A 21,416-nucleotide genomic window follows, 5' to 3' on the forward strand; every position below is an offset into this window, starting at 1 on the left:
GCGGTCGCGAGGGAGTCCAGGTCAGGCGTCACAACCGACCTTTGGACTCCCTCGCTTCATCTCATGCGTGCCAGCAAGCCCTTCGCATCAATCATCTAGTTGAGGCGGTGGCGGGCCGACCTCGCCTCCAGGCGGACCTTCGCCGCGCTCTCCGGGTCGAAGGCGTCGAGGATGGTCGCGTAGGCGTCCATCTCGGCCGCACCGGCCAGGAAGTCGCCGGTCTTGACGAGCAACTCAGCGCGCTCCAGCCGGAGTTGGGCGGGGTGGCGGGGCAGCAGCAGGGCGAGCTCGGCGGCCCAGAGCTGGGTGCGGGCGTGTTCGGGGCGGTCGGCGGCCCAGCGGCGGATGTTGCCGAGGACGCGCAGCACGGTGTCCAAGGGCTGCGCAGGGGTGAGGAGTTCGGCGGAGAAGCGGTGGCCGGAGGCGGCGACCAGGCGCTCGACGTCGGGGACGTCGAGGAGCCGGCCGCCGTGGAACGGGTCCGCGAGGACGTACTCGTCGCCGCCCGCCGGGTCGCCGACCGCGACGATGAAGTGGCCGGGCAGCGCGATGCCGTGCACGGTCAGGCCGGCCCGGGCGGCCACCGCCTGCCAGACCAGCGAGAGCATGATCGGCAGCCCGCGGCGGCGGCGCAGCACCTCCGGCAGCAGCGAGGACTCCAGCCGGAGGTAGTCGGACTGGCGGCCGTGGAAGCGCTCGCGGCCGCCGAGCACCGCCGCGAGCAGCGCGGCGGTCTCCTCCGGGCCGTTCGGGCGGCGTTCGGCGACCGCCTGGCGGATGGCCGCGGCGTGCCGGTCCAGGGCGGCCTGGCAGGCCGTCAGGAGTTCCTCCAGGGACGGCTGTTCGGCACTGTCGCCGGGATCGCCGAGGGTGTGCTCGGCGGCGGCGAGCAGGCACAGCAGCACCGGGTCGGGGTGCTCGCCCCGGGCTTCGGTGCGGAAGCGGGTTCTGCTCTGCTCGGTCACTGCGGCCTTCGGTTCAGCAGCGGTCGTGGCTCACTTCAGGTGGTGCACGCTACCGCTGGGGAAGGCGGGCGTAGTGGTAAGTGTGACTGGTCGTGAAGCCCAGCCCGTCGTACAGGGCGATCGCGCCCCCGTTCTCGGCCTCCACCTGCAGGTAGGCGCCGGTGGCGCCCTCCTCGGCGGCGCGGGCGGCGAGCGCGGCCATCACGGCGGTGGCCAGGCCGCGGCGGCGGGCGGCCGGGGCGACCTCCACGGCGCCGAAGCAGGCCCACGGGCCGTCGACGGCGAGCCGGCCGATGGCCAGCGGGGCGCCGCCCGGGCCCTCGACCCGGGCGAACCAGACCGAGGGGCCGCCGTGCAGCACCGCGGTCGCGGCCGCCTCCAGAGCGGGGTCGCCGCCCACCCGGCGGTACAGCGCCAGCCACTCGGGCCCGGCGCTGCGGGCCAGCCGGACGTCCGCGGGGCGCCCGGCACGGGCCAGCCCACCGAGCGGGGCGGTGCGCACCAGGGTCGGGGCGAGGGCCGCGCCGAGCCGGTCCAGTTCGGCGGCCAGCGCGGGCGGCGAACCGGGGGAGACCACCTCGACGTACGCGGGCAGCGAACGGGCCGCGTACCACTCGCGCACCCGCTCCAGCGCCGCGGGCAGCGGCAGGCCCGGATCGCCCAGCGCCTGCACCGAGTTGGCCCGGCGGGTGAACCCGGACGAGGCGCGCAGCGTCCACTCGCCCAACTGCTCCTGCTCGACGGCGGGCCAGGAACGGGCGGCGGTCCGCTGGAGGTCGAGCGGGGCGACGGCGGGCGCGGCGGCGCGGCGGGCCGGGAACGCCGGAACGGGCTTGCCCGCCACCAGCAGTTCGGCCGCGAAGCGCACCGGCGCACCGGTGCGCGGCGCGACCGTCAACCCGTCGCCGTCCCACGAGGTGAGCACGCCGACCACATCGCGGAACACCGGACGGCCGTCCGCCACACCGTCGACACGCCGGACCGACACGCGTCGTCCCACGTCAGACGGGTCCATCCGGACCTCCGGACGGGCCTTCCACGGCTCCGGGCCGACCATCAACCGCACCTCCTGTGCATTTGCGCCCCCCGACCCGCGATACTAGGGGCGGGCATCGACGACGCCGCGCGCAAAGCGCGACCGAGTAAACAGTAGGGCGGCAGCCCTTCCGAGGAGGAACGACAGCGTGACCTACGTCATCGCGCAGCCTTGTGTCGACGTCAAGGACAAGGCGTGCATCGAAGAGTGCCCCGTGGACTGCATCTACGAGGGCGAGCGCTCCCTCTACATCCACCCGGACGAGTGCGTGGACTGTGGTGCCTGCGAACCGGTCTGCCCGGTCGAGGCGATCTTCTACGAGGACGACACCCCGGAGGAGTGGAAGGACTACTACAAGGCGAACGTCGAGTTCTTCGACGACCTGGGCTCGCCCGGCGGCGCCTCCAAGCTCGGCCTGATCGAGCGTGACCACCCGTTCATCGCCGCGCTGCCGCCGCAGAACGCCGAACACTGAGCCGATCGGTGGCATCCACGCTGTGAGCACCAACGACAGCACGCACGCGCCGCTCCCGGGACACCCGGGGGCGGCGCGCCGCGTCTCCGACCGCCTGCCGGTCTTCCCGTGGGACAAGCTCGAACCGTACAAGCGCACCGCCCAGGCGCACCCGGACGGGCTCTGCGACTTCTCCGTCGGCACCCCGGTGGACCCGGTGCCCGAGCTGATCCGGCAGGCGCTGGCCGCGCACACCGACACGCCCGGCTACCCCACCGTGTGGGGCCCGCTGTCGCTGCGCGACGCGATCGCCGGCTGGCTGGGCCGCCGCTGCGGCGCCGAGATCGGCCCCGAGGCCGTCCTGCCGACCGTCGGCTCCAAGGAACTGGTTGCCTGGCTGCCCGGCCAGCTCGGCCTCGGCCCCGGCGACCAGGTCGCCTACCCGAAGCTGGCCTACCCCACGTACGAGGTCGGCGCGCTGCTCTGCGGCGCCGAACCGGTCGCGTACGAGGACGTCGCGGAGCTGGACGGCTCGAAGGTCCGGCTGCTGTGGCTGAACTCGCCGTCCAACCCCACCGGGCGGGTGCTGGACGCGGCCGAGCTGCGCCGCGCCGTCGCCTGGGCCCGGGAGCACCGGGTGCTGCTGGTCAGCGACGAGTGCTACCTGGAGCTCGGCTGGGAGGCCGAGCCCGTGTCGGTGCTGCACCCCTCGGTCTGCGGCGGCTCGCACGAGGGCCTGCTGGCCGTGCACTCGCTGTCCAAGCGCTCCAACCTGGCGGGCTACCGGGCCTCCTTCGTGGCCGGTGACCCGGTGGTGGTCCGCGAGCTGCTGGAGATCCGCAAGCACGGCGGCATGATCGTGCCCGCGCCGGTGCAGGCGGCCACCGCGGCCGCGCTCGCCGACGACGCGCACGTCGCCGAGCAGCGGGCCCGGTACGCCCAGCGGCGCAGCGCCCTGCGGGCCGCGCTGGAGGCGTACGGGTTCCGGATCGAGCACTCCGAGGCGAGCCTGTACCTGTGGGCGACCCAGGACAAGCCGTGCTGGGAGACCGTGGCCGAACTCGCCGAGCTGGGCATCCTGGTGGCGCCCGGCGACTTCTACGGCCCGGCGGGCGAACGCTTCGTGCGGGTGGCGTTCACCGCCACCGACGAGCGGGTGGCCTCGGCGGTGGAGCGGCTCAAGCGGTAGCGCCGGCCGGTGCTGGTGCCGCGCGGTACGAGACGCGCGGACACGACGGAGGGGGCGGGCCGAAAGGCTCGCCCCCTCCGTCATGCGTGAGTCGTCATGCGTGAGTCGTCATGCGTGAGTCGTCATGCGTGAGTCGTCATGCGTGAGTCGTCATGCGTGACGCGTCAGCCGATCGGCAGGCCGCCGCCCTGGATGCCGCCGAGCAGGCCGCCGACCGGGCCGAGGGCGCCGGTCAGGCCGCCGAGCGGGCTGTCGCCGCCGAGGCCGGGCATGCCGCCGAGGCGGTTGGCGGACTCGTGCTCGGTCAGGCCCTCCACGGTGCCCGCGACCGGGAGGGAGTGGAGGGCGCCGGTGACCGGGCCGAGCTTGTCGGCGGCGGGCAGGCCCTGGGTGAGCTTGTCGGTGGGCAGGCCGCGGGCGACGGTGGCCAGCGGGGTGGCGGTGGCCCGGTCGGTGGCGGGGAGGACCTTCTCGGTGACCGCCGGGGCGACCTTCTCCTCGACCGCGGGGGCGACCTTGTCGCTGAGCGTCCCCAGCGAGCCGGTCAGCTGGCCGGCCTTGCCGACCGGGCCGAGCTTGCCGAGCGCGTCGTCGGTGGACGGCAGGTTGTGCGCGACGGTGTTGCCGGCCGCGTCGGCGGCCGCCGGGCCGCCCGCCGCGAGGGTCGCGGCGCCGGTGGTGCCGACCACGTGGCCCAGCTCGTGGGTGGCCCCCTGCACCGCGTCGCCCGAGTTGGGGACGTCGGCCAGCTTGGTCACGCCGGCGCCCAGGTCGGTCTGCGGCACCACCTCGGTGGCGGAGGCGGCGCCCGCCGCGGCTGCGAGCGGCGCCGCGGTGGCGGCGACGAGCAGCGCGGCCTGGGCGATCCGGCGCGTGAGGGGGAAGGACATGGTGCTCCTAAGAGGTGAGGTCGACGGTCCGCCGGGGCCGGGGCGCGGGGCGCTCCGCCCGGCGGGCGACGTGTATGACCGCAAGAGCACCGGGAAGGTTTCGGCCGGTCAAGGTCAAGGGTTGGTAAAGATCGGACGATCCTTTTTCGGGCATTGCGGAAGTATCGGCCGGACGGCGGTTCCCGGAGAACCGTCACTTCCCTTGTGGGCCGCGCCTTCGGGCGCCCGTCGGCACACCGCTCCGGGCGCGCCCGCCGACGGGCCCGCCGTCAGCGGGAGTTGACGCGATTCACCCGGTGGACGGTCACCCGCGCACCAGTGCGTCAACGCACCGTCGGGCCCCGCAGCCCCGCAGCCCCGCAGCCCCGTAGCCGCTCAGCCGTCCCCGCGGCCCGCGCCCCGCGCCCCGCGCCCCGCGCCCCGGCGTCACTTCTTGACCGGCGCGCCCAGCGTCACCAGCACCCGGTCGGACGGCGCGCCCGCCAGCGGCTTCCACCCCTCGCCGGGCTTGTCCACCCGCCACACCTTGCCGTCGTACGCGACCTGCCCGATGCCCAGCTCCGCCGCCTGCGCCACCGACCAGTGCGCCAGCGCCCAGCCGGTCTGGCCCGGCCCGCCCGCGCCCGCGGTGCTCGCGGTCGGCTGCGGGGTGAGCGCCAGCACCTCGCGCGGGTCCTTGGCCGGCTTCTCGGCGCCCGCCGCCGTCACCGCCTTGCCGAACTCCCGGCGCACCCGATCCGAGAGGTTCGCCGCGTCCGGAACGGGCTCGGCCCGGTCGGTCGGGTGCGGGTCCGGCAGCTGGTGCACCACGCAGTCCAGCGAGGCGGGCTCGCGGCCGGTCAGCACCGTGGCCAGCAGCGTCGCGTTGTTCTCGTGCTTGGCGTACGCCTGCGGGTAGCCGCTGCGCTGCACCTGCTGGGCGGCGTCGGTCAGCGGCATCTGCGCGTACCCGTTGACCTTCACCAGCGCGTCCAGGAACTTGTTGGTCGCGTACACCGGGTCCATGATCTGCTCGATCGTGCCCCAGCCCTGCGAGGGGCGCTGCTGGAACAAGCCGACCGAGTCCCGGTCGCCGCCCTCCAGGTTGCGCAGCTTCGACTCCTGGATGGCCGTCGCCAGCGAGATGGTCACCGCCCGTTCCGGCAGGCCGCGCGACATCGCGACCGCCGTGATGGTGGCCGCGTTGGCCGCCGCCGGGAGCTCCAGGGTGCCGCTGCCCGCCGCGGTGGTGACCGTGCAGCCCTCGTCGGGGGGCGTGATCTTGTCCCGGTTCAGCCAGACCACCAGGCCGCCCACCACCGACAGCGCGACCACCCCGACCAGCACCCGCCGCCACGGCCGCCGCCGGCGCTGCGCGTCGTACTCGGCGTCCTCGGTCACGGGTGGCCCCTCTCTGTGGCTGATCGCGTCGCATCGGTCCCGGCCCGGCGCGCGCTGTTCGCGGACACCGTAACCGCTCGGACGGCCGTACGGGTCCGCCCGGTTGCGCGGCCGTCCGCGGAGGGGGTCCGGCGGGCCGCCGACCTTACCGGCGGAGCCGCACCTTATCGATAGGGTGGCCGCCATGAGCAGCCCGAACGCGCCCCTCGACCTCTTCCTCGACGGCGGAACGCTGACCGCCCGCCTCGTCGACTTCCCGTCCGTCAGCGGCGAGGAGACCGCCCTCGCGGACGCCGTCGAGGCCGCGCTCCGGGCCCTGCCGCACCTCACCGTCGACCGGTACGGCAACAACGTGGTCGCCCGCACCCACTTCGGCCGGGACGAGCGGGTGGTGCTCGCCGGGCACCTGGACACCGTGCCGATCGCCGACAACGTGCCCTCGCACGTCGAGGGCGACCTGCTCTACGGCTGCGGCACCTCCGACATGAAGTCCGGCGTCGCCGTGCAGCTGCGCCTCGCCGCCACCCTCACCGAGGCCAACCGGGACGTCACCTACGTCTTCTACGACTGCGAGGAGGTGGAGGCCCACCGCAACGGCCTCGGCCACCTGTTCGCGCTCCACCCCGACTGGCTGGCGGGCGACTTCGCGGTCCTGATGGAGCCCAGCGGCGCCGTCGTCGAGGGCGGCTGCCAGGGCAGCCTGCGCGTCGACGTCACGCTCACCGGCGTCCGCGCCCACGCGGCCCGCAGCTGGCTCGGCGAGAACGCCATCCACAAGGCCGCGGAGGTGCTGCGGCGGCTGGCCGAGTACCGGCCGCGCCGGGTGGAGATCGACGGCCTGGAGTACCGCGAGGGCCTGAACGCGACCCGGATCGACGGCGGCGTCGCCGGGAACGTCATCCCCGACGAGTGCAAGATCCACGTCGCCTTCCGGTTCGCCCCCGACCGCACCCTGGAGCAGGCCGAGGAGCACCTGCGCGAGGTCTTCGAGGGCTACCAGGTCGACGTCGCCGACGCCTCGCCCGCCGCCCTGCCCGGCCTCGGCCTGCCCGCCGCCCGGGACTTCCTGGCCGCGATCGGCGGCGAGCCCCGGGCCAAGTTCGGCTGGACGGACGTGGCCCGGTTCTCCGCCCACGGCGTCCCCGCCGTCAACTACGGCCCCGGCGACCCGAACCTGGCGCACAAGCGCGAGGAGCACTGCTCGCTGAGCGCGATCGCCGAGGTCGAGCAGCGGCTGCGGGACTGGCTCACCCGGTAGCGGGGGAGGGGCCGGGAGTCGGGTGCGGTTCGCCCGACTCCCGTCTGTGCGACGGCCGTTATTTACCCCGGATCGTGCCTCGTCAGGCGTAGGGTTTCGTCATGACAGCCAACGGAGATGACCCCGTCCGCCGGCCGAAGAAGCCGTGGCCCGAGAAGCGCAAGGGCCCCGTCCTGCTGCGGCGCGACCAGGTCGAGACGAGTACGACCGACCAGCGGCTGCTGGACACCACCGGGCCCACCGACTGGTTGCACACCGACCCGTGGCGGGTGCTGCGGATCACCTCGGAGTTCGTCGAGGGCTTCGGCGCCCTGGCCGAACTCCCCACCGCCATCAGCGTGTTCGGCTCCGCCCGGACGCCGGTCGGCTCGCCCGAGTACGAGGCCGGGGTGGAGATCGGCCGGGCCCTCGCCGAGGCCGGCTACGCGGTGATCACCGGCGGCGGCCCCGGCGCGATGGAGGCCGCCAACAAGGGCGCCACCGAGGCGGGCGGGCTGAGCGTCGGCCTGGGCATCGAGCTGCCCTTCGAGCAGGGCCTCAACGAGTACGTCGACCTGGGCCTCAACTTCCGGTACTTCTTCGTCCGCAAGACGATGTTCGTGAAGTACGCCCAGGGCTTCGTGGTGCTGCCCGGCGGCCTCGGCACCCTGGACGAGCTGTTCGAGGCGCTCACCCTGGTGCAGACGAAGAAGGTCACCCGCTTCCCGGTGGTCCTGTTCGGCAGCGCCTACTGGGGCGGGCTGGTGGAGTGGCTCAAGTCGACCCTGGTCGCCCAGGGCAAGGCCAACCCCGCCGACCTCGAACTGTTCCACGTCACCGACGACGTGGCAGAGGTCCTGAAGGTGCTGGACGCCGCGCGGGGGCCGAAGGGCACCCCCGCGTAGCGCCGCGGCCGGAGCCCGGGCTCCGGCTCCGGCTCAGGCCAGTCCCCGGCGGGCCACCGCCGGGGGACGGGTGCCGCGGATCGAGGCCACCATGTCCAGCACCTGGCGGGTCTCGGCGACCTGGTGCACCCGGTAGACCTGCGCGCCCAGCCAGGCCGAGACCGCCGTGGTGGCCAGGGTGCCGAGCAGCCGCTCGTCCACCGGCTTGTCCAGGGTCTCGCCGACGAAGTCCTTGTTGGAGAGCGAGACCAGCACCGGGAAACCGGTCGCGGTCATCTCCGGCAGCCGCCGGGTCGCCTCCAGCGAGTGCCGGGTGTTCTTCCCGAAGTCGTGCCCCGGGTCGATGATCAACCCGTCGCGGCGCACGCCCAGTTCGAGCGCCCGCTCGGCCAGGCCGACGGTCACCGCCAGGATGTCCGCCATCACGTCCTCGTACCCCACCCGGTGCGGGCGGGTGCGCGGCTCCGCGCCGCCCGCGTGCGTGCACACCAGGCCCGCGCCGTGCCGGGCCGCGACCTCCGCGAGCTTCGGGTCGAAGCCGCCCCAGGCGTCGTTCAGCAGGTCCGCGCCGACCTCGCAGACCGCCTCGCCGACCTCGTGCCGCCAGGTGTCCACGCTGATCACCGCGTCCGGGTGGCGCTTGCGCAGCTCCGCCACGAACGGCACCGTGCGGCGCAACTCCTCCTCCACGGTGACCTCTTCGCCCGGACCGGCCTTCACCCCGCCGATGTCCAGGATCGCCGCGCCCTCCGCCACCGCCCGGTCCGCGGCCGCGAACGCCGCCTCGTCCGCGAAGGTCGCCCCCCGGTCGAAGAACGAGTCCGGGGTGCGGTTGACGATCGCCATGACGACCAGCTCGTCCGGGCCGAACTCCCGCGTGCCGAGGCGTAGTGCCACCGGTGTCTCCTCCTCAGCGCTCCCGGGTGCAATGATGGGCCCCGGCCTGTACGGGGACCATGATCCCACCGTAGCTCCCGCGGGCGGGCCGAAGCCGACCGGGAACTGCCGGGAACTGACGGAGGACAGCTCGTGTTCGTGGTGATCGTGATCGCGATGGCCCTGGTGGTCGGTGGCGCCGCAGTGGTGGCCCTGGGCGGCGGCGGGACGCTGCCGGAGGCCGAGCACGACCGGCTCGCCGTGCGCCTCCCGCAGGACCGCGCCCTCAGCCGCACCGACGTGGACGACCTCCGCCTCCCGATGGCGCTGCGCGGCTACCGGATGGACGAGGTCGACGACGTGCTCGACCGCCTCGGCGCGGAACTCGCCCTCCGCGACGCCCGGATCGCCGAACTGGAGGCCGTCGGCGTGGTCCGCGGCTCGGTGGAGAGCACCGCCACCGCCGGCGGCGAACCGCTGCCCGGCCTGGAGTCCTTCACCGCCGTCCTGGAGAAGGAGCCGCAGGGGCCCGTGGTCACCGAGGTCACCGACGTCGTCTCCTCCGGCGCGGACGAGGACGAGAACGAGGACGAGGACGCGAAGGCGGACGCGGAGACCGGGCGGCACGAGAAGAGCGACCGCGCGTGACGGGGGCGGTCCTCGGGGCCGACGGACTGCGGCGCTGCGGCTGGGGCGACTCGGCCGAGGACTACCGGGCCTACCACGACACCGAATGGGGGCGCCCGGTCCACGGCGACCGGGCCCTGTTCGAGCGGATCACCCTGGAGGCCTTCCAGTCCGGCCTGTCCTGGATCACCATCCTGCGCCGCCGGGAGGGCTTCCGGGCGGCCTTCCGGGGCTTCGACACCGCGGCGGTCGCGCAGTTCGACGACACCGACGTCGAACGGCTGCTGAACGACACCGGCATCATCCGCAACCGCGCCAAGGTCCTCGCCACCATCGCCAACGCGAAGGCCGCCCGCACGCTCGCCGACGGCGAACTCGACGCCCTGGTCTGGAGCCACGCCCCCGACCCGGCCGCCCGTCCCGCCCCGCTCACCCTGGCGGACGTCCCGGCGGTCACCCCGGAGTCGACCGCCCTCGCCAAGTCCCTCAAGCGCGCGGGCTTCCGCTTCGTCGGGCCGACGACCGCGTACGCACTGATGCAGGCGTGCGGGCTGGTGAACGACCACCTGGCGGACTGCCACGCGAGGTAGCGCCGGGAGCCCCGCCGGGGCACCCCCCGCCCGCCGTCCGCGGACCCGGCCGCGTGCCGTCCCCCTGCGCGCAGTTCCCCGCGCCCCCGGCGGGGCGGGGGAGGCGAGCGCGGCCCTTGGCATCGCCGGGGCGTGGGGGTCCGCCGGGGAGGGGCCCCCGCGGGAGCGGCTAGCGGCCGACGAAGTCGGGCTTCTGCTTGGTGAGGAAGGCGTCGACGGCGATGCGGTGGTCCTCGCTCTCGCCGGCCAGGGTCTGGAGTTCGTCCTCCTTGTCGAGGAGTTCGTCCAGGGAGTGCGAGGCGGCGTAGGCGAGGGACTCCTTGATCGCGCCGTAGGCGACGGTCGGACCGTTGGCCAGGGTGAGGGCGAACTCGCGGGCAGTGGCGGCGAGTTCGGCGGCGGGGACGACGCGGGTGGCGAGGCCGAGGGTGAGGGCCTCGTCGGCGCGGACGGTGCGGGGGAGCATCAGGAGCTCGGTGGCGCGGGCGTGGCCGACCAGCCGGGGGAGCGTCCAGGAGGCGCCGGAGTCGGCGGTGAGGGCGACGCCCGCGAAGGAGGTGTTGAAGCCCGCGGTGTCGGCGAGGATCCGGAAGTCGCAGGCGAAGGCGAGCGAGGCCCCGGCGCCCGCGGCGACGCCGTTGACGGCGGCGACGGTGGGCTTGCGCATCCCGGCCAGGGCGCGGACCAGCGGGTTGTAGTGCTCGGCGACGGTGCGCAGGGCGCCCTCGCCGGTCTCGCGCTGCTGCTGGAGCAGGCCGACGTGCTCCTTGAGGTCCTGCCCGACGCAGAACGCCTTGCCGCCCGCGCCGGTGAGCAGCACGGCCCGGACCGCGGGGTCGGCCGCGGCGGTGGCGACGGCGTCCCGGAGGGCGACCTTGGTGGGGACGTCGAGGGCGTTCATGGCGTCGGCGCGGTCGATGGTGAGGACGGCGAGGGCGCCGTCGCGCTCGTAGCGCACGGTGTCGGACATGGGTGAGGGCTCCCCGGGTCGCGGTGGCTGTCGTGGGCCAGCATGCCGGTTCGCGGCCGGGCGGGGGAGTGTGAGGTGCCGCACCTCCGGCGGGCGTGTCGGAGTGCGGCGGGATGCGGCTTTCGGCAGGTAATCGGCGCCTTGCGGCTGGTTGGGGCGGGTTGGCGCAGAGAGTGATGTTGGTCATCCAGCGGTCGCATGCGGGATAATGGCTTCCGATCAATGCGTTCGATACCGGCGGTGGACGGACCGTCCGGTGCGTACCTGAACGGTTGCAGGAAGGGGAACGAGCATGGCGGCCATGAAGCCGCGGACGGGTGACGGCCCGCTGGAGGTCACCAAAGAGGGGCGGGGCATCATCATGCGAGTTCCGCTCGAAGGGGGCGGGCGCCTGGTGGTGGAGCTGACGCCGGACGAGGCGGACGCTCTGGGCGAGGCCCTCAAGAAGGCCTGCGGCTGATCTGCAGGTAGTGACCCCGCACCTCCCGGTCTCATCCGCGAGGTGCTCGACGGGCCCGGCCCCCCACCTCGGGGGCCGGGCCCGTTCCGCGTCCGCCCGGCCGGGAGCCGCGGGAGCCGGAGGGCTCAGCGCTTGACGGCGCAGAGCAGCCCGTCGGAGACCGGCAGCAGCGCGGGCAGCAGGGTGTCGCTCTCCCGGATGTCGGCGACCAGGTCGCGCACCGCGCGGGTCTGCGGGTCGTCGAGCTCGGGCTCGGCGAGCCGGCCCTCCTGGAAGACGCCCTCGAAGCAGACCACGCCGCGCGGCCGCAGCAGGCGCAGCGCCTCGGTGAGGTGGAACCGGGAGTCGGCCGGGTCGCCGTCGCAGAACACCAGGTCGTACTGGCCGTCGGCGAGCCGGGGCAGCACGTCCCGGGCGCGGCCGGGGATGCAGCGGGCCCGGTTGCCGGTGAACCCGGCGGCCCGGTACGCCTCGCGGGCGTACTGCTGGCGGACCGGCTCGGAGTCGACGGTGGTGAGCACCCCGTCGGCGCGCATGCCGCGCAGCAGGTAGACGCCGGAGACGCCGGTGCCGGTGCCGACCTCGACCACGGCCTTGGCGTCGAGGGCGGCGGCGAGCAGCCGCAGGGCGGCGCCGCCGCTGGGGCCGATCGCGCGTATGCCGGTGCGGGCCGACTGGGCCCGGGCGTAGGTCAGCACCGCGTCCTCGCCGACGTAGGTGTCGGCGAGGGCCGCTCGCTGGGGCCCGAACTCGGTGATGGCTGCCTCTTCCGGAGCGCCGTTGCCGACCCAAGTCGACAAATTCCAGCGACAGACTACTGGCCGCCCGGGAACCGCGTTCGACGGCTGGCCGTTGAACTGCTACGGGCGGCCGGGCCGTCCGGGGCGGTCGCTGTTCGACGGCTCTTATCCTGGCTTGACGGGTGAGGTGGATATGGTGGTGGCTCTGCTGGGCAGAAGAGCCGACCGAGGAGGTGTGGCCGAGGGCGACGTCCCTGTGCAGCGGCACCCCCGCGGCCTCACGTCGATCCGTACGCCGAAGCCCGTGATGAACCAGTCTGTGCACTCCCCCCTGGACAAGTCGACCGCAGCCGACGACTCGGTGGCCGGGGCCGCCGGCACGCTCGCGTCCTTCGCGGAGGGGCCCGACGCGCAGAGCTGGACGCCGCCCAGCTGGGAGGAGATCGTCGAGGCGCACAGCGTCCGCGTCTACCGCCTGGCGTACCGGCTGACGGGCAACCAGCACGACGCGGAGGACCTCACCCAGGAGGTCTTCGTCCGGGTGTTCCGCTCGCTGTCCACGTACACCCCCGGCACCTTCGAGGGCTGGCTGCACCGGATCACCACCAACCTGTTCCTGGACATGGTGCGCCGCCGCCAGCGGATCCGCTTCGACGCCCTCGCCGAGGACGCGGCGGAGCGCCTGGCCAGCCGCGAGCCCAGCCCCGCCCAGCACTTCAGCGACACCCACTTCGACGCGGACGTCCAGCAGGCGCTGGACACCCTCGCGCCGGAGTTCCGGGCCGCCGTGGTGCTCTGCGACATCGAGGGCCTCTCGTACGAGGAGATCGCCGCGACGCTCGGCGTGAAGCTCGGCACCGTCCGCAGCCGGATCCACCGCGGCCGCTCGCACCTGCGTGCAGCCCTCAAGCACCGGGCGCCGAACGCCGCCGCGGGCCGTTCGCGCCGGGGCGGCTCCGCCGAGCCCGTGCCGGTCGGCGCCGAGCAGGCCGTCAGCGACCGGAGGGGGTCATGAGCGATCGCGCCCCCGAGCGCGCGGACACGGCCGCCGGCCGTCCGCGCTGGGCGCCGCTGCGCCGGGCCGAACAGGCCCCGGCGAGCGCCGAGCTGCGCCCGCTGGCGGTCCGTCCGGTCGAGCCGCAGGCCGAGGAGCACCACCTGGGAGACCGGCTCTCCGCCTACCTGGACGGCGAGCTGGGCCACGACGCCCGCGAGCGGGTCCAGGCCCACCTGGCGACCTGCCCGGACTGCCTGGCCGAGGCCGAGCAGGCCCGGTCGGTCAAGCGCGCGCTCAGCGAGGCCGCCGCGCCCGGCCCGTCGGCGGCCCTGATGGCGAGACTCATGGCGGTCGCCGCGCTGCCCGAGGAGGAGCCGGGCCCTGACGGACCGTCGGGGTCCGGCGGAGTGTTCGGCGGCAGCCGGCTCACCGGCGGCACCTTCGGCCGGGGCGCGGGCTTCGGCGGGGGCGCGCTCGGCGCGGACGCGCCGATACCCGGCATCGACCCGCGGGCCGGCCTGTTCGGCACCCGTCCCGCCGCGCTGCCGCGCCCCGGGGCGGACGCACTGCCGCGCCCGCTGGCCGCCGCGCTGGGCGAGCTGCCCACCGTCCGGCCGGCCGCCGCGCGCGGCCGCCGCCTGGTGTTCGCCGCCGCCGGGGCGTTCTCGGTCGCGGCCGTCACCCTCGGCGGGGTCGGCGGCGTCACCGCGGGCCAGGGCACCACCCGGCAGCCCACCAGCGTCACCCCGGTCGGCGGGGCGATCGTCCCGGTCAACGCCCAGCAGCCGGTGGACGTGCAGGAGTACCCGCTGCGCGCCCGCTACCAACTGGACACGACGCCCACGCCCACCGGTGACCCGCGGCAGCTCCTGCGCTAGCCTGCCTTCACCGGCACGCCGTCGACGCCGGTCACCCGGGTGGTCTTTACCACGGTTTCATCCTCCGGGGGCCGGGGGAGCGGCAGCCCGCGTTTACCCTTGGTTCAGCGTTGTCGGGTGCTGGGAGTTCAGGTGTTCGGAGACATAGGCGGACTGGAGGTCGTGGCGATCATCGTCATGGCCATCGTGATCTTCGGCCCGGACAAGCTCCCCAAGCTGATCCAGGACACGATGGGCTTCATCCGCAAGGTCCGCTCCTTCGCGGACAACGCGAAGGAGGACATCCGGAGCGAACTCGGTCCGGAGTTCCAGAACTTCGACTTCGAGGACCTCAACCCGAAGACCTTCGTCCGCAAGCAGCTGATCGGCGACGGCGACGACCCGCTCGGGCTCAAGGACCTCAAGGACAGCGTCGACATCAAGTCCGCGCTGAACGGCGACCGCACCCCGACGCCCACCGCCTCGGTGGACTTCTCCAAGGCCGCGACCGCCGCGAGCGCGGGCCCGGCCCTGGCCGCGGGCGAACGCCCCCCGTTCGACCCCGACGCGACCTGATCCCCGGGGCCCTCCCGCCCCGCCAGGCACCCCCGACGCCCCGCCCTGCTCCGGCAAGGCGGGGCATCGCCGTCCGCGCCGCTATCGTGTCCACTGCCCCTCCGGACGGCGGGCCCTGCGGGCTCCGTCACGACCGGCCGCGTCCGGCCCGGTCTACCGGACGCGGGGGCCCGGGTGCGCGACCATGGAGCGCCCGGGGAGCACAGCAGAGGAGAGGCCCGCAGTGGACGTCACGCACCGTACGGGAAGCGCCCCCGCCGCCCGCCGCGCCGCCGACCCGCTGGCCGGCTACCACGCGGCCGACTTCCCCTGGTACGGCCTCGACGAGGGCTGGACCGGGCGCCGCTGGCTCGGCCAGGTCGGCACCGGCCAGCGCACCGCCGCCGACGGCGACCGGACCCCGGACTACGGCACCCTCGGCCACGGCGACGAGCCCGCCCGCGGCCCCGAGCCGCGCGACGCCCGCCGCTTCGCCGTGGTCGTCACCGTCGCCCGCCGCGACGTCCGCCGCAGCGCCGACAACACCGGCACCCTGGAGGCCACCTCCGCCTCCTCCGCCGCCTGGCTGGCCGGCTCCGGCCTGCTGGCCGCGACCTGGCCCGGCAACCTCGACCGCACCCTGCGGCAGAACTGGCTCGACCAGCAGTCCGCCCTCGCGTGGGACCTGGCCGACGACCTCGACGGCCCCGCCTGGTCCGCCCTCACCCTGCCCGTCAACGGCCTCCCGCAGCCCTTCCGCTACCGCGAGTCCGAGCACGGCTGGGTGCTGGCCGGCGAGGCCCCCGGCGTCCTGATCGGCGCCTACGGCCGCTCGGTGTCCGCGTACGGCGTCGGCTTCACCACCGTCGCCGACCTCGGGGCGTACGACGGCCGGTAGCGCTTGCCGCGCCTCACCCGTAGCACTCGTACGAGCCGTCGTCCTGCCGGGCGATCAGGCTGCCGCTGCAGTCCAGCATCGGGGCCAGCACCGTCGCCCGCCAGGCCCCGAAGGCCAGTAGCGGCACCGCCACGGCCACCACCGCGATCCGGCTCCCGCGGCCGCGGCCGAGCAGGCCGACCACGGCCCCGGTCACCACCAGCAGCAGGCCCAGGGCCAGCACCGCCGCCGCGATCCCGGAGGTGTTGTCGCGCAGGCCCACGAACAGCGGGTCCTCCAGCTCCATGGTGAAACCCGCGCTGAGCAGCACCAGCAGCGCCCCCGGCACCAGCAGCACCGCCGCCAGGCACCCCGTGTTCCGTCGTCCGTCCACACCCTGTGGACACCCCGTCGGCCCTCCCGGTTCCGCCACCCGCCGCGCGGACCTCCGCCGCCCCGGCAGCCGCTACGGTGGGCCCCACACGACCTGAGGGGGACGGACGATGGACAACTACGACATCCACGTCGGCGCGGCCAGGCAACTGCTGACCGAGGCCCACCGTCGCTACAACGGCAGGTTCACCGCCGAACAGGCCGCCTCCTTCGCCCAGGTCGAGGCCCTGCTCGCGCTCGCCGCCGCGATCCGCACCCACCCCGGCTGCCCCGCACCCCACCACGCCGCCGCCCAGGCCGCCGCGATCACCGCCGGACCGCCCGCCCGCAGCCCGGAGTGACCGCGCACGCGAACGGCCCCGGGCGTGGTGCCCGGGGCCGTCCGTCGTGTCGGGGTCCGTCAGAACTTGTTCTTCGGGGTCAGGCCCAGCGAGAGGCCCGAGAGGCCGCGCTGGCGGCCGGAGAGCTTGCCGGCGATGGTGCGGAGGGCGGCGCCGGCCGGGGAGTCGGGGTTGGAGAGGACGACCGGGCGGCCGTCGTCGCCGCCCTCGCGGAGGCGGACGTCGATCGGGATGGAGCCGAGGACGGGGACGGTGGCGCCGACGGTGCGGGTGAGGGCGTCGGCGACGGTCTGGCCGCCGCCGGTGCCGAAGACGTCGATCATCTCGTCGCAGTGCGGGCAGGGCATGCCCGACATGTTCTCGATGACGCCGACGATCTTCTGGTGGGTCTGCAGGGCGATGGTGCCGGCCCGCTCGGCGACCTCGGCGGCGGCCATCTGCGGGGTGGTGACGATCAGGATCTCGGCGTTGGGGACGAGCTGCGCGACCGAGATGGCGATGTCGCCGGTGCCGGGCGGCAGGTCGAGCAGGAGGACGTCGAGGTCGCCCCAGTAGACGTCGGCGAGGAACTGCTGGAGGGCGCGGTGCAGCATCGGGCCGCGCCAGACGACCGGGGCGTTGCCGGGGGTGAACATGCCGATCGAGATGACCTTCACGCCGTTCGCCGACGGCGGCATGATCATGTCCTGCACCTGGGTCGGCCGGCCCTCGACGCCCAGCATCCGGGGCACGCTGTGGCCGTAGATGTCGGCGTCCACCACGGCGACCTTCAGGCCGTCCGCGGCGAGCGCCGCCGCCAGGTTGACCGTCACCGAGGACTTGCCGACGCCGCCCTTGCCGGAGGCCACCGCGTAGACCCGGGTCAGGGTGCCGGGCTTGGCGAACGGGATCTCCCGCTCGGGGGCGCCGCCGCGCAGCAGGGTGGAGAGTTCGCGGCGCTGCTCCTCGCTCATCACGTCGAGCTCGACGGAGACGCCGGAGACGCCGGGAACGGCGGACACCGCGTCGGTGACCCGCTGGGTGATCGTCTCGCGCATCGGACAGCCGGAGACGGTGAGGTACACCGCGACCTTCACCGAGCCGCCGTCGCCGATCTCGACGGACTTCACCATGCCGATCTCGGTGATCGGGCGGTTGATCTCCGGGTCGTGCACGGTCGCCAGGGCTTCCCGGACGGACTGCTCCGTCGCCCCGGCCGCCACCTCTGTCTCGTTCGCCATGTGTTGATGGTACGGCGCGGCGCCCCACCCCCGACTCGCCGGTAGCGTGCCGCCGGTCACAGCGTGTCGGCGGACTCCCGGCGCTCGTCCAGCTCCTTCAGCAGGGACTGCAGCTCGGAGCGCACGAAGTCGCGGGTGGCGACCTCGCCGAGGCCCTGCCGGAGGGCCGCGACCTCGCGGGTCAGGTACTCGGTGTCGGCGATGTTGCGGTCGCTGCGGGCCCGGTCCTGCTCCATGTTGACCCGGTCCCGGTCGTCCTGGCGGTTCTGCGCGAGCAGGATCAGCGGGGCCGCGTACGAGGCCTGCAGGGACAGCATCAGGGTGAGGAAGATGAAGGGGTAGTCGTCGAAGCGGACGGACTCCGGCAGCAGGGTGTTCCAGACCACCCAGGCGATGATCACCACCGTCATCCAGACGATGAACCGCCCGGTGCCGAGGAAGCGCGCGATCCGCTCGGAGAGCTTGCCGAACGCCTCCGGGTCCCAGGCGGGCAGCCGGACCAGCCCGGGCCGGCCGGTGCGCGGCTGGTCGAGCCGGGTGCGGGAGCCGCCGGAGGGGGAGGGGCGCTCCTCGCGGCGGCCGCGCTGCTCCCGGGCCCGCAGTTCGCGCAGCTGCCGCAGTTCGCGCAGCTCGCCCTGGATCCGCTGGCCCGGGCCGCCGTCGCCCGGCCGCTTGCGGTCAGCGTCCACCGCGCACCCCGCCGGTGCTCGCGCCGATGCCGTGCGCCGCGCCCTCGCGCCAGTCGTCCGGCAGCAGGTGGTCCAGCACGTCGTCGACGGTGACGGTGCCCAGCAGGTGGTCGTCCTCGTCCACCACGGGCGCCGCGACCAGGTTGTACGTGGCCAGGTAGGAGGTGATCAGCGGCAGCGGGGTGTTGGGCGGCAGCGGGTCCAGGTCGTCGTCCACCAGCGAGCCGACCAGCGTGTACGGGGGCTCGCGCAGCAGCCGCTGGAAGTGCACGGTGCCCAGGTACGTCCCGGTCGGGGTCTCGTTCGGCGGGCGGCACACGTACACCTGCGCGGCCAGCGCGGGCTTGGTGTCGGCGACCCGCACCCGGGCGAGGGCCTCGGCGACCGAGGCGTCCGGCTCCAGCACGATCGGCTCGGTGGTCATCAGCCCGCCCGCGGTGTCCTCCTCGTACGAGAGCAGGCGGCGCATCTCCTCGGCCTCGGCGGGTTCCATCAGCCGCAGCAGGCGCTCCGCGTCGGCCTCCGGCAGTTCGGAGAGCAGGTCGGCGGCGTCGTCCGGGTCCATGGTCTCCAGGATGTCCGCGGCCCGTTCCTCCTGCAGCTTGCCGATGATCTCCACCTGGTCGTCCTCGGGCAGTTCCTCCAGCACGTCGGCCAGCCGGTCGTCGTCGAGGGCCGCGGCGACCTCGGCCCGGCGCTTCGCCGACAGGTGGTGCATGACGTTGGCCAGGTCGGCCGGGCGGAGCTGCTCGAAGGTGGCCAGCAGGTTGGCCGCGCCCTGGCCCTCCTCGGCGAGCGAGAAACCGGTCACCGCCGACCAGTCCAGCAGCAGCTGCTCGCCCCTCGCCTTCCGCAGCCGCCCGGCCGGCCGCCCCGCCTGCACGAACACCCTGTCGATCTCCCACTCGCGCAGCCGGGTCTGCACCATCGCCACGTCCAGGACGGTCACCTCGTCGGCGGTCTTGGTCCGGGTCACGGTGCGGTCCAGCAGCTCGGCCAGCACCAGCGTCTCGGACGGGCGCTGCTCGAAGCGGCGCATGTTCAGCAGCCCGGTGGAGAGCACCTGGCCGGACTCCAGGCTGGTCACCCTGGTCATCGGCAGGAAGATCCGCCGCCGCCCGATCACCTCCACCACCAGCCCCAGCACCCGCGGCGGCTGCTTGTTCAGGCGCAACGAGACGACCACGTCCCGGACCCGGCCGACCTGGTCGCCGTTAGGGTCGAACACCGCGACCCCGGAGAGGTGGGAGATGAAGACCCGGCTGCCTGGCCCCGCCATGCGAGACTCCCTCCGGCGGAAACGGACACAACCCCCCAAATCTAGCGGCGGAGGGCGGAGGAGACGCGTCGGCACGAGCGAAGCGTGCAACCCGGGGCGCGGGGAACCGACCGGGGGCGCGGGGAACTGCGCGCAGCGGAGGTGAGCGTCGGCGAGGTCGCGAGGCGGGGGTGAGTTGACGTCGGCCCGCGACCTCGCAGCGGGTGCCGGGGTCCGGCGCGGCAGTTCCCCGCGCCCCCGGCTGCGCGTCAGCGCTTCTTGAAGAGGATCCTGGGCAGCCCCGCCGGGGCCGGCTCGCGGGTGGTGGCCGGGGTGGGCAGCGGCGCCGCGGCGAGGGCGCCGTCGGGGAGCGGGGCGAGCGGGGCGTCGGCGGGGGCGAGGCGCAGGACGTGGCACTCGCGGGCCCAGCGGTCGCCGATGGTGTCGGTGTCGGGGGCGTTGAGGCGCTTGCCCTTGAGCTCCTCGACGGCGCCGTCCCAGGCGGGGGTGCCGGGTTCGAGGCGGGTGACGGAGGCGGTCAGGGCGACCAGGCGGCCCCACTTGTCCTTGCTGCGCAGGGTGACCGCGGCGGAGCCGCTCGCGGCGAGGCCGTGCAGGGGCTGCTCGGCGCCGTCGCCGACGACGACGATCGCGCCGTCGTGCCAGGCGTGCCAGAGCGGGCGGGCGTGCGGCTGCCCGGCGGGCTGGACCCAGAGCAGGCCGGACTTCTTGGCGGCTTCCTCCACCAGGGCCCGGTCGAGGAAGTCGGTCGGCCCCGGGGTCGTCGTGCGCTCCATGCCGCACAGCGTACGGCCTGGGCGGTCCGGGGCCGGTCCCATCCCCCGGACGACAGTGCCGTAGCGTGCCGACAGACCTTACGGTGTATGCCGTCCATAATCCCGGATCCCCGTCCCGGGCCCCGATCCCGGACCCCCGGGGCCCCCGGCACCGCACACTGCCCGAAGGAGCGCCGTGACCGCCGCCAGCACCACCGCCCCCGCCGCACCCCCGGTGCCCGGGGAACGGCGGCAACTGCCGCGCACCGACCTGCTGCTGCTGGCGGTGTCGATCGCGGGCATCTCGCTGTCCGCGCCGCTGATCAGCGCGACGGCCGCGCCCGCGCTGGCGATCGCGTTCTGGCGCAACGGCATGTCGGTGGCGGTGCTGGGCCCGTACGCGCTGTGGCGGCACCGGGCCGAGCTGCGCGGCATCCCGCGGCGGGCGCTGCTGCTGGCGGTGGCGGCGGGGGTGCTGCTGGCGCTGCACTTCGCGCTGTGGATGCCGAGCCTGCGGATGACCTCGGTGGCCTCGGCGACGGCGCTGGTGACCACCACCCCGCTGTGGACGATCCTGCTGATGCGGGCGTTCGGGGTGCGGGCGCCGCGGCTGGTGTGGCTGGGGACGGGCCTGGCGTTCGCCGGGGTGCTGGTGCTGACCGGCGTCGACCTGTCGGTCTCCCCGCACGCCCTGCTGGGCGACGGCCTGGCGCTGGCCGCGGGCGCGGCGGCGGCCGGGTACATGCTGCTGGGCGCGGAGGTGCGGCGCACCGTGTCGACCACCGCGTACACCCTGGTCTGCTACGCGACCTGCGCGGTCGTGCTGCTGGCGGCCTGCCTGCTGACGGGCGTCCGGCTGGGCGGCTGGTCGGCGGGCGCGTGGTGGCAGATCTTCCTGCTGATGGTGGCGGCGCAGCTGCTCGGGCACTCGCTGAGCAACCGGGTGGTGCGCACCCTGGGCCCGTCGGTCACCTCGACGGCGATCCTGCTGGAGACCCCGGGCGCGGCGCTGATCGCCGCGGTGTGGCTGGGCCAGTGGCCGCCCGCGGCGTCCTACCCGGCGGTGGGGCTGATCCTGCTGGGCCTGGTGCTGGTGGCCCGGGCGGAGCGCCGCTGACGCCCCGCCCGGCCCCC

At 74.6% G+C, this 21,416-nt stretch carries 25 protein-coding genes; 13 read left to right on the forward strand and 12 right to left on the reverse strand.

Annotation, left to right across the window (positions count from 1 at the left end; all coding sequences use genetic code 11):
• Positions 1-95 precede the first annotated feature (95 nt).
• Together OO57_RS06970 and OO57_RS06975 are read right to left on the reverse strand one after the other, a co-directional pair.
• Complete coding sequence (locus OO57_RS06970; RefSeq protein WP_033251425.1) at positions 96-965, reverse strand: transglutaminase-like domain-containing protein; 870 nt, start codon at positions 963-965, stop codon at positions 96-98.
• 49 nt (positions 966-1,014) lie between these two features.
• A complete protein-coding gene (locus OO57_RS06975) occupies positions 1,015-2,022 on the reverse strand; it encodes a GNAT family N-acetyltransferase (protein WP_033251426.1) in 1,008 nt (335 codons plus the stop codon).
• A 127-nt stretch (positions 2,023-2,149) separates the two neighbouring features.
• Between OO57_RS06975 and fdxA the strand changes: the two genes are divergently transcribed.
• The gene (gene fdxA, locus OO57_RS06980; RefSeq protein WP_030459925.1) at positions 2,150-2,476 is read left to right on the forward strand and encodes a ferredoxin; all 327 of its coding nucleotides are present in this window, start codon (positions 2,150-2,152) and stop codon (positions 2,474-2,476) included.
• 22 nt (positions 2,477-2,498) lie between these two features.
• Positions 2,499-3,644: a succinyldiaminopimelate transaminase gene (gene dapC / locus OO57_RS06985; protein ID WP_051776778.1), complete on the forward strand. Its 1,146-nt coding sequence runs from the start codon at positions 2,499-2,501 to the stop codon at positions 3,642-3,644.
• Between the two features lie 164 nt (positions 3,645-3,808).
• On the opposite strand, the gene OO57_RS47170 is transcribed toward dapC, so the two are convergent.
• On the reverse strand, positions 3,809-4,534 hold the full coding sequence (locus OO57_RS47170; protein ID WP_051776780.1) for a hypothetical protein: 726 nt from the start codon (positions 4,532-4,534) through the stop codon (positions 3,809-3,811).
• A gap of 426 nt (positions 4,535-4,960) precedes the next feature.
• Positions 4,961-5,914: a hypothetical protein gene (locus tag OO57_RS06995; protein ID WP_033251427.1), complete on the reverse strand. Its 954-nt coding sequence runs from the start codon at positions 5,912-5,914 to the stop codon at positions 4,961-4,963.
• A 184-nt stretch (positions 5,915-6,098) separates the two neighbouring features.
• Between OO57_RS06995 and dapE the strand changes: the two genes are divergently transcribed.
• A complete protein-coding gene (gene dapE / locus OO57_RS07000) occupies positions 6,099-7,172 on the forward strand; it encodes a succinyl-diaminopimelate desuccinylase (RefSeq protein WP_033251428.1) in 1,074 nt (357 codons plus the stop codon).
• A 101-nt stretch (positions 7,173-7,273) separates the two neighbouring features.
• A complete protein-coding gene (locus tag OO57_RS07005; protein WP_033251429.1) occupies positions 7,274-8,056 on the forward strand; it encodes a TIGR00730 family Rossman fold protein in 783 nt (260 codons plus the stop codon).
• 33 nt (positions 8,057-8,089) lie between these two features.
• On the opposite strand, the gene folP is transcribed toward OO57_RS07005, so the two are convergent.
• Positions 8,090-8,902: a dihydropteroate synthase gene (gene folP, locus OO57_RS07010; RefSeq protein WP_051776812.1), complete on the reverse strand. Its 813-nt coding sequence runs from the start codon at positions 8,900-8,902 to the stop codon at positions 8,090-8,092.
• 183 nt (positions 8,903-9,085) lie between these two features.
• Between folP and OO57_RS44605 the strand changes: the two genes are divergently transcribed.
• Both OO57_RS44605 and OO57_RS07020 read left to right on the forward strand, forming a co-directional pair.
• Entirely contained in the window at positions 9,086-9,580 is a 495-nt protein-coding gene (locus tag OO57_RS44605; protein ID WP_063737510.1) for a DivIVA domain-containing protein, read from the forward strand.
• Positions 9,577-10,149 carry a DNA-3-methyladenine glycosylase I gene (locus OO57_RS07020; RefSeq protein ID WP_033251431.1) on the forward strand — a complete coding sequence of 191 codons (573 nt, stop codon included), beginning with the start codon at positions 9,577-9,579 and terminating at the stop codon, positions 10,147-10,149. The genes OO57_RS44605 and OO57_RS07020 overlap by 4 nt, the downstream gene beginning before the upstream one ends.
• Positions 10,150-10,318: 169 nt before the next feature.
• On the opposite strand, the gene OO57_RS07025 is transcribed toward OO57_RS07020, so the two are convergent.
• Complete coding sequence (locus tag OO57_RS07025) at positions 10,319-11,119, reverse strand: enoyl-CoA hydratase/isomerase family protein (protein ID WP_033251432.1); 801 nt, start codon at positions 11,117-11,119, stop codon at positions 10,319-10,321.
• Positions 11,120-11,411: 292 nt separating this feature from the next.
• Between OO57_RS07025 and OO57_RS40755 the strand changes: the two genes are divergently transcribed.
• Positions 11,412-11,579, forward strand: a complete 168-nt coding sequence (locus OO57_RS40755; protein ID WP_014137929.1) for a DUF3117 domain-containing protein — start codon at positions 11,412-11,414, stop codon at positions 11,577-11,579.
• 125 nt (positions 11,580-11,704) lie between these two features.
• Here OO57_RS40755 and OO57_RS07030 read toward each other — a convergent pair whose 3' ends face one another.
• Positions 11,705-12,379: an O-methyltransferase gene (locus tag OO57_RS07030; RefSeq protein WP_376053228.1), complete on the reverse strand. Its 675-nt coding sequence runs from the start codon at positions 12,377-12,379 to the stop codon at positions 11,705-11,707.
• Between the two features lie 247 nt (positions 12,380-12,626).
• Between OO57_RS07030 and sigE the strand changes: the two genes are divergently transcribed.
• From sigE to OO57_RS07050, 4 genes are all read left to right on the forward strand, one after another.
• Positions 12,627-13,334 (forward strand): RNA polymerase sigma factor SigE, encoded by a 708-nt coding sequence (gene sigE, locus OO57_RS07035; RefSeq protein ID WP_081973511.1) that lies wholly within the window; start codon positions 12,627-12,629, stop codon positions 13,332-13,334.
• A complete protein-coding gene (locus tag OO57_RS07040) occupies positions 13,331-14,194 on the forward strand; it encodes an anti-sigma factor family protein (protein ID WP_051776784.1) in 864 nt (287 codons plus the stop codon). The genes sigE and OO57_RS07040 overlap by 4 nt, the downstream gene beginning before the upstream one ends.
• 132 nt (positions 14,195-14,326) lie before the next feature.
• Positions 14,327-14,749, forward strand: coding sequence for a sec-independent translocase (locus OO57_RS07045; protein WP_033251433.1), 423 nt, complete (start codon positions 14,327-14,329; stop codon positions 14,747-14,749).
• A 223-nt stretch (positions 14,750-14,972) separates the two neighbouring features.
• Positions 14,973-15,626 carry a hypothetical protein gene (locus tag OO57_RS07050; protein WP_033251434.1) on the forward strand — a complete coding sequence of 218 codons (654 nt, stop codon included), beginning with the start codon at positions 14,973-14,975 and terminating at the stop codon, positions 15,624-15,626.
• 13 nt (positions 15,627-15,639) lie between these two features.
• Here OO57_RS07050 and OO57_RS07055 read toward each other — a convergent pair whose 3' ends face one another.
• Positions 15,640-15,999, reverse strand: a complete 360-nt coding sequence (locus OO57_RS07055) for a hypothetical protein (protein ID WP_158715044.1) — start codon at positions 15,997-15,999, stop codon at positions 15,640-15,642.
• Positions 16,000-16,108: 109 nt separating this feature from the next.
• Here OO57_RS07055 and OO57_RS07060 point away from each other — a divergent pair, with 109 nt between their 5' ends.
• On the forward strand, positions 16,109-16,339 hold the full coding sequence (locus OO57_RS07060; RefSeq protein WP_033251436.1) for a hypothetical protein: 231 nt from the start codon (positions 16,109-16,111) through the stop codon (positions 16,337-16,339).
• A 59-nt stretch (positions 16,340-16,398) separates the two neighbouring features.
• On the opposite strand, the gene OO57_RS07065 is transcribed toward OO57_RS07060, so the two are convergent.
• The 4 genes from OO57_RS07065 to OO57_RS07080 form a co-directional block, all read right to left on the reverse strand.
• Entirely contained in the window at positions 16,399-17,559 is a 1,161-nt protein-coding gene (locus OO57_RS07065) for an Mrp/NBP35 family ATP-binding protein (RefSeq protein WP_033251437.1), read from the reverse strand.
• A 56-nt stretch (positions 17,560-17,615) separates the two neighbouring features.
• Positions 17,616-18,161, reverse strand: coding sequence for a DUF1003 domain-containing protein (locus OO57_RS07070; RefSeq protein WP_234337253.1), 546 nt, complete (start codon positions 18,159-18,161; stop codon positions 17,616-17,618).
• 76 nt (positions 18,162-18,237) lie between these two features.
• Positions 18,238-19,527 carry a magnesium transporter MgtE N-terminal domain-containing protein gene (locus OO57_RS07075; RefSeq protein ID WP_033251438.1) on the reverse strand — a complete coding sequence of 430 codons (1,290 nt, stop codon included), beginning with the start codon at positions 19,525-19,527 and terminating at the stop codon, positions 18,238-18,240.
• A gap of 248 nt (positions 19,528-19,775) precedes the next feature.
• On the reverse strand, positions 19,776-20,303 hold the full coding sequence (locus OO57_RS07080; protein WP_033251439.1) for a hypothetical protein: 528 nt from the start codon (positions 20,301-20,303) through the stop codon (positions 19,776-19,778).
• A gap of 175 nt (positions 20,304-20,478) precedes the next feature.
• On the opposite strand from OO57_RS07080, the gene OO57_RS07085 reads away from it, so the two are divergent.
• Positions 20,479-21,399, forward strand: a complete 921-nt coding sequence (locus OO57_RS07085) for a DMT family transporter (RefSeq protein ID WP_033251440.1) — start codon at positions 20,479-20,481, stop codon at positions 21,397-21,399.
• Positions 21,400-21,416 lie beyond the last annotated feature (17 nt).

This window comes from Kitasatospora phosalacinea (assembly GCF_000717185.1).
Taxonomy (GTDB): domain Bacteria; phylum Actinomycetota; class Actinomycetes; order Streptomycetales; family Streptomycetaceae; genus Kitasatospora; species Kitasatospora phosalacinea_A.